Below are 6,770 nucleotides of genomic sequence, written 5' to 3'. Positions count from 1 at the left end.
TAGCTTTAGCACCCCTGACACAAAAAGTGGCGGCTACAGGGAAAATACAACCCGAATTGGAAATAAAAATCTCGTCAGAGGTGTCGGGAGAAATTATTGATTTACCTGTGCTTGAGGGGCAAAGTGTGAAGAAAGGCGACTTGTTGGTGCGTATCAATCCCGATATTTACCAATCGGTGGTAAACCGAAGCGTTGCAGGATTGGAGAACGTACGAGCTTCGTTACAACAGGCTGAGGCGGGATTGAGAGAGAGCGAAGAAAGCTACAAGCGTAGTAAAACGTTGTTCGACAAAGGTGTAATCTCAAAATCCGATTGGGATAAGGCAGTGTCATCTTACGAGATAGCTAAGGCTAATCGTGAGTCCGCACGATTTAGTGTACAAAGTGCAATGGCAAGTGTCTCCGAAGCTCAAGATAATCTAAAGCGTACGGCTATTTTCTCTCCCGCCGATGGAACTATCTCCAAATTGAACGTGGAATTAGGCGAACGAGTGGTAGGAACCGTACAGATGACGGGAACCGAAATTATGCGTGTTGCTAACCTCCGAAGTATGGAAGTAGAGGTGGATGTGAATGAGAATGATATCATTAAAGTAAACGAGAAGGATAGCGTAAACGTTGAGGTTGATGCTTATCTGAAACGTACGTTCAAAGGCGTAGTAACCAACATAGCTAATAGTGCAAATTCGGTAGCGAGTGTTGATCAAGTAACCAATTTCAAAGTGAGAATACATATCGAAGAAAGTTCTTATGAGGATTTGTTACAAGGAAAACCCTCGACCTATTCCCCTTTCCGTCCAGGAATGACTGCCACGGTGGATATCATCACAATGAAGAAAAAGGATGTGGTAGCCGTACCCATCAGTGCTATTGTAATAAAAAAAATGTCTGAAATTGATCCAGAAACACCTGAAGAAGATGCTGACAAACGCCAAGAAGCCGTTTTCGTAATGAAAGATGGAAAAGCAGAACTTCGAGCAGTACAAACTGGTATTCAGGATAATACAAATATTGAGATTATTTCTGGGGTTGAAAAAGAGGATGAAATCATCACAGGCCCGTACACTCTGGTAAGTAAAAATTTGAAAAAAGGAGATAAAGTAGTGGTAAAACCAAAATAGTAACTCATTTTTTTAATTCAAAAAAAAGTTGTACGTTTGCCCTATTGTTAACATTTAAAAAATTAAATAGCATGAAGAAATTTTTATTTAGTGTAGCATTTGCTTTCGTAAGTGCATTAGGTTTGGCTCAAGAGGGCGGATTGGCTGTTAAAGCAGGAGTGAATCTCAACAAAATGTCAGGAGAAGGGAGATCAACCGATAACAACATAGGGTTTCACGTAGGGGCTACGTATGATTATTATTTAAACGAAGTTTTTGGAATTGAAACAGGTTTGCTATTGGATACAAAAGGAGGTAAGAGGGGTGAAAATAAAGGGACCATTTTAGGTCTAACAATTCCAGTATTAGCGAAAACTAAAATCAACGTGGAAACTTTTGATGTTTTTTTAGTTGCGGGGCCATTTGCCAACATCGGTTTGATGGGTATGCAAGATGCTAAAGATGCGTTTAAAGAAGATGGAGATAATCGTTTTACTTTTGGACTTAACTTCGGTGGCGGTGTTGAATTTGGAAAATTTATCGTTGGAGCGGGTTATGATTTAGGACTTTCGGAAGTTGCTAAAGATTCTGAAATAAAATACCACAGCATCAAAATTGGAGTAGGCTACAGATTTTAGGCAATTTTTCCTACCATGAAAATAAAGTTAAACAAGAAAGGCTCCTTATAGGAGCTTTTCTTGTTTCTAACAATTTATTATGCTTTGAAAATCCTTTTCTTTTACCTTGTCATCCCGTTAGTTAGAGTTACCATAGAGCGCCTTTGAGAGCGTCGGATGTATATTTTGTAATCAAGTACACTGAATAGAAACTCCTTAGTACAGTTATTTTATCGACATTCAAAAATATATGTTCATAAAATGGGTTATGTCAAATAAATTTAATTATTTTGCATAAAAATACCTTTAGTGATGAGCATTCACAATTCATTACAGACGAAATTACCTATCATTACCCCACATTCCACTGTAAAAGAGGTTGTTGCGGTAATGGACTCTTTTCAGGTTTCACACGTTCCTATTCTGAACGCTTCTCATTTCATTGGAATGTTACCTTTGGAGGCTATAGAAATTGCTTCTCACGACGAACAAATAAGTGATTTTTTGTACGACTTAGATACTTTCTTCATAAAAGAAACTGCAAAATGGGAGGAAGCAATGGAGCTTTTTGCAAAATATGACACCAACATTCTTCCTGTTTTGGACGAACAAAATCAATACATAGGTTACTACCTTTTGCAGGATTTGATGGGATTTTTCTCCGAAATGCCTTTTTTGAAAGAAAAGGGTAGTTTTGTTGTTTTGGAAAAAGATCAAGAAAGATATTCGTTCAGTGAAATTGCTCAGATTGTAGAGTCTCATCAAGGGCGAATGTTAGGTATCTTAATTTCAAATACTTATAACAATCGCGTTCAGATTACTTTAAAAATTATAAGTGATTCTATTTCAGAGATTTTGCAGACATTTCGCAGATATGAATATGCCATTCTGCTGGAAAAAGAAGATGATTTATATTTGCAAGAATTGAAAGGCAAGACGGATTATTTTGAAAAATATTTGAATATCTAAATTATGAAAATAGCAATTTACGCACAGCTGTACGCTCCTGAATACAAGGCTGTTTTCTCTGATTTATTAATCCATTTTGAACCGACAGATGTAGTTTATGTGGAACATCATCTTTTCAATAGTTTGGTTTGTGACATTCCTGCATATGAAGGGTTTAGAACTTTTTCTGCTTTTTCAGATTTGGATACTTCTTTCGATATGATGCTTACTATTGGCGGAGACGGAACCATTCTAAGGGCTATCACGTTTATCCAAAACTGGAATATACCTATTTTGGGAATCAATGTTGGGCGGTTAGGTTTTTTGGCTACAGCTCAAAAAGATGAGATTACGGAGGTTTTCACCGCTTTGCGTAATAAAAAATACACCACCGTGGAGCGTACGCTCATTGAGGTACTTAATGCAAATGGCGATCCAATACATCCGATGAACTTTGCATTGAATGAAATGACCGTGACCCGTAAAAATACGGCTTCAATGATTACAATTAATACGGAACTCAATGGCGAATTTTTAACATCGTACTGGGCAGATGGGTTGATCATCTCAACACCTACTGGGTCAACAGGCTATTCGTTAAGTTGTGGTGGACCTGTTATTATGCCTACTGCCAAAAGTTTTGTCATAACCCCTATAGCTCCTCATAACTTAAATGCTCGTCCATTAGTAATTCCAGATAATACAGAAATAAAATTGAGTATTTCGGGTAGAGAAAGTGAGTTTTTGGTGTCTCTTGACTCTCGTATCGAAACCCTTTCCAATGAAATCAGTATACACATCAAAAAGGCTGATTTTTCGATTAAACTGATTCGTTTAGAAAGAGAGAGTTTTATTAAAACCTTGAGAAATAAACTTTTATGGGGCGAAGATAGTCGAAATAAATCAATGTGGTAGAAAATATTTTACTTGTGGTTAGGATTCCCTATTTCATTTCAGAGATGTCGTACTGTGAAAATTCATCAATTATACAAACCTTAATGTACTTTGTGAACAGCAATTCAATCTGTAAATGCAGTTTTTTGCGACATTTTAAAAGTGAAACTTTGGTTCTTGAGAATATGTCTTTTTGTAGTTTTTAAGGCTAAAATATTGGTGATGTGCTTCGCAGTTGATGGCTCTCAATTAATTTTACTAATGCCAAATTTTATTTACTGTTGTTTATTTTTTTAAGGAGGTCACGGATACTTAGTATTCCCAACCTATTGTAAGTTAAACACATCAATAACATTTTTGGAGCTATCACAATTTAAATCACATAGAAATATAGAATAACTCTACATTTCTATGTGATTTAGAGTTTATCTTACCAGAGTTTTAGGTTTTTATTAACATTTGAATATAAAAAGGGTTCGAATAAACGAATTAGAGATTGATAATTTTCGAGTGCTTAGCTTAAACCCCGATGATTAAATCTACCTCAAAATATCCAAATTCTTCATTGTTTAGAGCAATTTGAAGTCATAAACTGATTCGTTTTTTCTCACCCCAAGAGACTTCCTAAAATTATCGGACAGTTTCTCTCTCTTTTCTTATTATATAAACATCTCTATTAATGAGGGAGTTTCTCTCGTAAGAATCCGTAGACCCAAGTACCAGCGATAGCACTCAATAGCGTGACTATGATAACAGTAGCTCCCATTCCTATTTGTGCAAATAAAGGCCCTGGACAAGCTCCTGTGATTGCCCATCCAAAACCAAATAACAATCCGCCATAAATCTGTCCTTTGTTGAACTGCTTTGGAGCTATTCGGATAGGTTCTCCATAGATGGTTTTAATATTGAATTTTTTAATAAGAAATACGGAAATTACTCCTACGGTAACGGCACTACCGATAATTCCGTACATATGAAACGATTGCAAGCGGAACATTTCTTGAATTCTAAACCAACTAATCACTTCCGCCTTTACAAATAGAATTCCAAATAATATACCAACGATAAGATATTTGATATTGTGATACCATTTGTGTTCTAATTTGCTTTCATTGACGCACATAGCATCTTTTTCACGCATTTGTAAATCGTCTATTTTGTCTGTATTTTGATATTGCATAAATTATTTCTATTTTAAAGTGAAAGAATGAAAGGTAAGATGAGATTTGCCATAATAAATCCTCCTACCATAAAGCAAATAGTTGCAATGAGCGATGGTAATTGTAGGTTTGACAACCCCATAATGGAATGACCACTGGTACACCCACCTGCATATCGAGTTCCGAAACCTACCAAAAATCCACCGACAACCATTGTGACAACTCCACGGAGAGAGAAAAGCGATTGCCAATTGAATAGATCCTGAGGAACAGGATTATCATAATTCGTTATTCCATAACCTGCTAATTCTGATGCTAATGCAGGATGAACCTCAATAGGTTCAGGATTAGATAGTAAATTTATAGCGATTACGCCTCCTAAAAAAATCCCAAATACGAAAAACAAATTCCAAACTTCTTTCTTCCAATCATATTTGAAAAAAGAAATATTTGCAGGAATACAAGAAGCACAAATGTGTCTCAATGAAGAACTAATTCCAAAGGTTTTGTTTCCTAAAATAAGTAAGGCTGGTACGGTTAGACCAATTAATGGCCCTGCCACATACCAAGGCCAAGGCTGTTTCAAAAATTCTAACATATGATTGTTTATTTATCTTGATTTATTAATTCCTCCAATTGATTTGCCTGAGCCACTCCTGATTGTCTCCAAAGAACTTCTCCTTTTCTAAACAAAATCAATGTAGGTACGCTACGTACCTGATATGTCGCAGCTACCTGTGGATTTTTGTCCACATCTATTTTTATGATAGTTGCACGATCTCCTACACGGATTTTCAGCTCCGTAAGAATGGGCGCCATCATTTTACAAGGTCCACACCATTCGGCAAAAAAATCTACCAATACAGGTTTGTCCTGATTAATTATTTCCTGAAATGTCATCTGTTCTATTTTTTTCTCTTTTAAACATCGAAAACAAGAGCCCACCCATAACTGAACCGTAAAGAGTACTGTTTACCGGACTTGATGTTATAGCACAAGTACCCGAATTACAGCCTATTTGTTGCCAGTAAAAGTATCCCGCCAATGCCCCAACGGCTACACCTATCAATGTGAGCAAATGTTTTTTAACGAACTTCTTCATACTCTATTTCTTCTTGTTTTTTATTGGTCTTGGAAGTTGGTGTGCTACATCCTGAAGTTGTACAACAACCTATGTTTAGCAAAGGCATTAGTGAGAATAAACACCCTAACAGTATAAACAACCATTGGCCTGTATGAACTCCTTGCACAATAATCAAAACACCCAAAACCAGGCGAAACAGACGCATAAAGTTCCAATTTTTTAAATAATTTTTCATTAGTCACTTATTTTTCCCATGGCACAGCTCACATAGGATTTTGCTTTCTGGATAAAATTATTATTTCCTTTTTCTGAATAACCTAATTTTGAAAGAGCCTTTACCAAAATAGTTTTATCTACTGTACCTTCTACGCTTACGGTTTCTGTTTCCTTATCTACATGTACCTCCTGTACCCCTTCTATTTTGAGCAAGGCGGTTTTGATACTGTTGATGCAACCTCCACACTTAATGTTTTCTACTACTATTTCATGTTTCATTTTTTCTTATTTCTACAAGTGTTGATTCCCAGAGGTAAATATAGAGGGCAAAAACCTATAAACGAGGTAAGTACAAACACCCCTGCTAAAATACCTAATACGATTGCCAATGTTCCAGAAATAACATTAGTGAAATATAAAATACCGATAGCTACCGCGATCAATAAGCGGATGATTCGGTCTGTTGCTCCCATATTCGTTCTCATATTTTCTTTTTTTATCGCGTTTACATTATTGTTATTTCTCCGTCACTCCACTTACTACCTCTTTCACATTTTGCCAAGTTTTACCGTTGATTACATTCTGAAAGCCGTTTTGTTCCAAAATACTTTTTGCCTGACTGCTACGTGCTCCACTACGACAAAAAACTACAATGTTTTTTTTGTTTTTGAATTTAGACAAATTACTCGCAATTCTATCCAGTGGGATATTTACCGCTCCTTGTACGCTACCTGCCGAAAACTCGGCAGGG

At 36.4% G+C, this 6,770-nt stretch carries 12 protein-coding genes; 4 read left to right on the top strand and 8 right to left on the bottom strand.

Annotated features, from left to right (window positions below):
• The 4 genes from CCAND38_RS07345 to CCAND38_RS07330 form a co-directional block, all read left to right on the top strand.
• On the top strand, window positions 1-1,121 hold a 1,121-nt coding region (locus tag CCAND38_RS07345), incomplete at its 5' end, for an efflux RND transporter periplasmic adaptor subunit (RefSeq protein WP_042344608.1).
• 71 nt (window positions 1,122-1,192) lie between these two features.
• Entirely contained in the window at window positions 1,193-1,738 is a 546-nt protein-coding gene (locus tag CCAND38_RS11380) for a porin family protein (protein WP_052458186.1), read from the top strand.
• 291 nt (window positions 1,739-2,029) lie between these two features.
• Window positions 2,030-2,686: a CBS domain-containing protein gene (locus CCAND38_RS07335; protein WP_042344607.1), complete on the top strand. Its 657-nt coding sequence runs from the start codon at window positions 2,030-2,032 to the stop codon at window positions 2,684-2,686.
• Window positions 2,687-2,689: 3 nt separating this feature from the next.
• Window positions 2,690-3,580 (top strand): NAD kinase, encoded by an 891-nt coding sequence (locus CCAND38_RS07330; protein ID WP_042344606.1) that lies wholly within the window; start codon window positions 2,690-2,692, stop codon window positions 3,578-3,580.
• 655 nt (window positions 3,581-4,235) lie between these two features.
• Here the strand turns inward: CCAND38_RS07330 and CCAND38_RS07325 are convergent.
• From CCAND38_RS07325 to CCAND38_RS07290, 8 genes are all read right to left on the bottom strand, one after another.
• Complete coding sequence (locus CCAND38_RS07325) at window positions 4,236-4,700, bottom strand: DUF6691 family protein (protein ID WP_231550011.1); 465 nt, start codon at window positions 4,698-4,700, stop codon at window positions 4,236-4,238.
• A gap of 53 nt (window positions 4,701-4,753) precedes the next feature.
• Window positions 4,754-5,317: a YeeE/YedE family protein gene (locus tag CCAND38_RS07320; RefSeq protein ID WP_042344605.1), complete on the bottom strand. Its 564-nt coding sequence runs from the start codon at window positions 5,315-5,317 to the stop codon at window positions 4,754-4,756.
• Between the two features lie 8 nt (window positions 5,318-5,325).
• Window positions 5,326-5,619, bottom strand: coding sequence for a thioredoxin (gene trxA / locus CCAND38_RS07315; RefSeq protein WP_042344603.1), 294 nt, complete (start codon window positions 5,617-5,619; stop codon window positions 5,326-5,328).
• A complete protein-coding gene (locus CCAND38_RS07310; protein ID WP_042009760.1) occupies window positions 5,597-5,821 on the bottom strand; it encodes a DUF6132 family protein in 225 nt (74 codons plus the stop codon). Before CCAND38_RS07310 ends, trxA begins: the two co-directional genes overlap by 23 nt.
• The gene (locus tag CCAND38_RS07305) at window positions 5,805-6,008 is read right to left on the bottom strand and encodes a hypothetical protein (RefSeq protein WP_231550010.1); all 204 of its coding nucleotides are present in this window, start codon (window positions 6,006-6,008) and stop codon (window positions 5,805-5,807) included. The genes CCAND38_RS07310 and CCAND38_RS07305 overlap by 17 nt, the downstream gene beginning before the upstream one ends.
• A 29-nt stretch (window positions 6,009-6,037) precedes the next feature.
• Window positions 6,038-6,298: a heavy-metal-associated domain-containing protein gene (locus CCAND38_RS07300; RefSeq protein WP_042009765.1), complete on the bottom strand. Its 261-nt coding sequence runs from the start codon at window positions 6,296-6,298 to the stop codon at window positions 6,038-6,040.
• Window positions 6,295-6,504, bottom strand: coding sequence for a YgaP family membrane protein (locus CCAND38_RS07295; RefSeq protein ID WP_042344600.1), 210 nt, complete (start codon window positions 6,502-6,504; stop codon window positions 6,295-6,297). Before CCAND38_RS07295 ends, CCAND38_RS07300 begins: the two co-directional genes overlap by 4 nt.
• 31 nt (window positions 6,505-6,535) lie before the next feature.
• A partial coding sequence (locus CCAND38_RS07290) for a rhodanese-like domain-containing protein (RefSeq protein ID WP_042344598.1) occupies window positions 6,536-6,770 on the bottom strand: 235 nt, incomplete at its 5' end.

This window comes from Capnocytophaga canis (genome assembly GCF_000827555.1).
GTDB classification, from domain to species: Bacteria; Bacteroidota; Bacteroidia; order Flavobacteriales; family Flavobacteriaceae; genus Capnocytophaga; species Capnocytophaga canis.
Note: the sequence above shows the minus strand (reverse complement) of the source record. Positions and strands in the feature narration are given on the sequence as shown.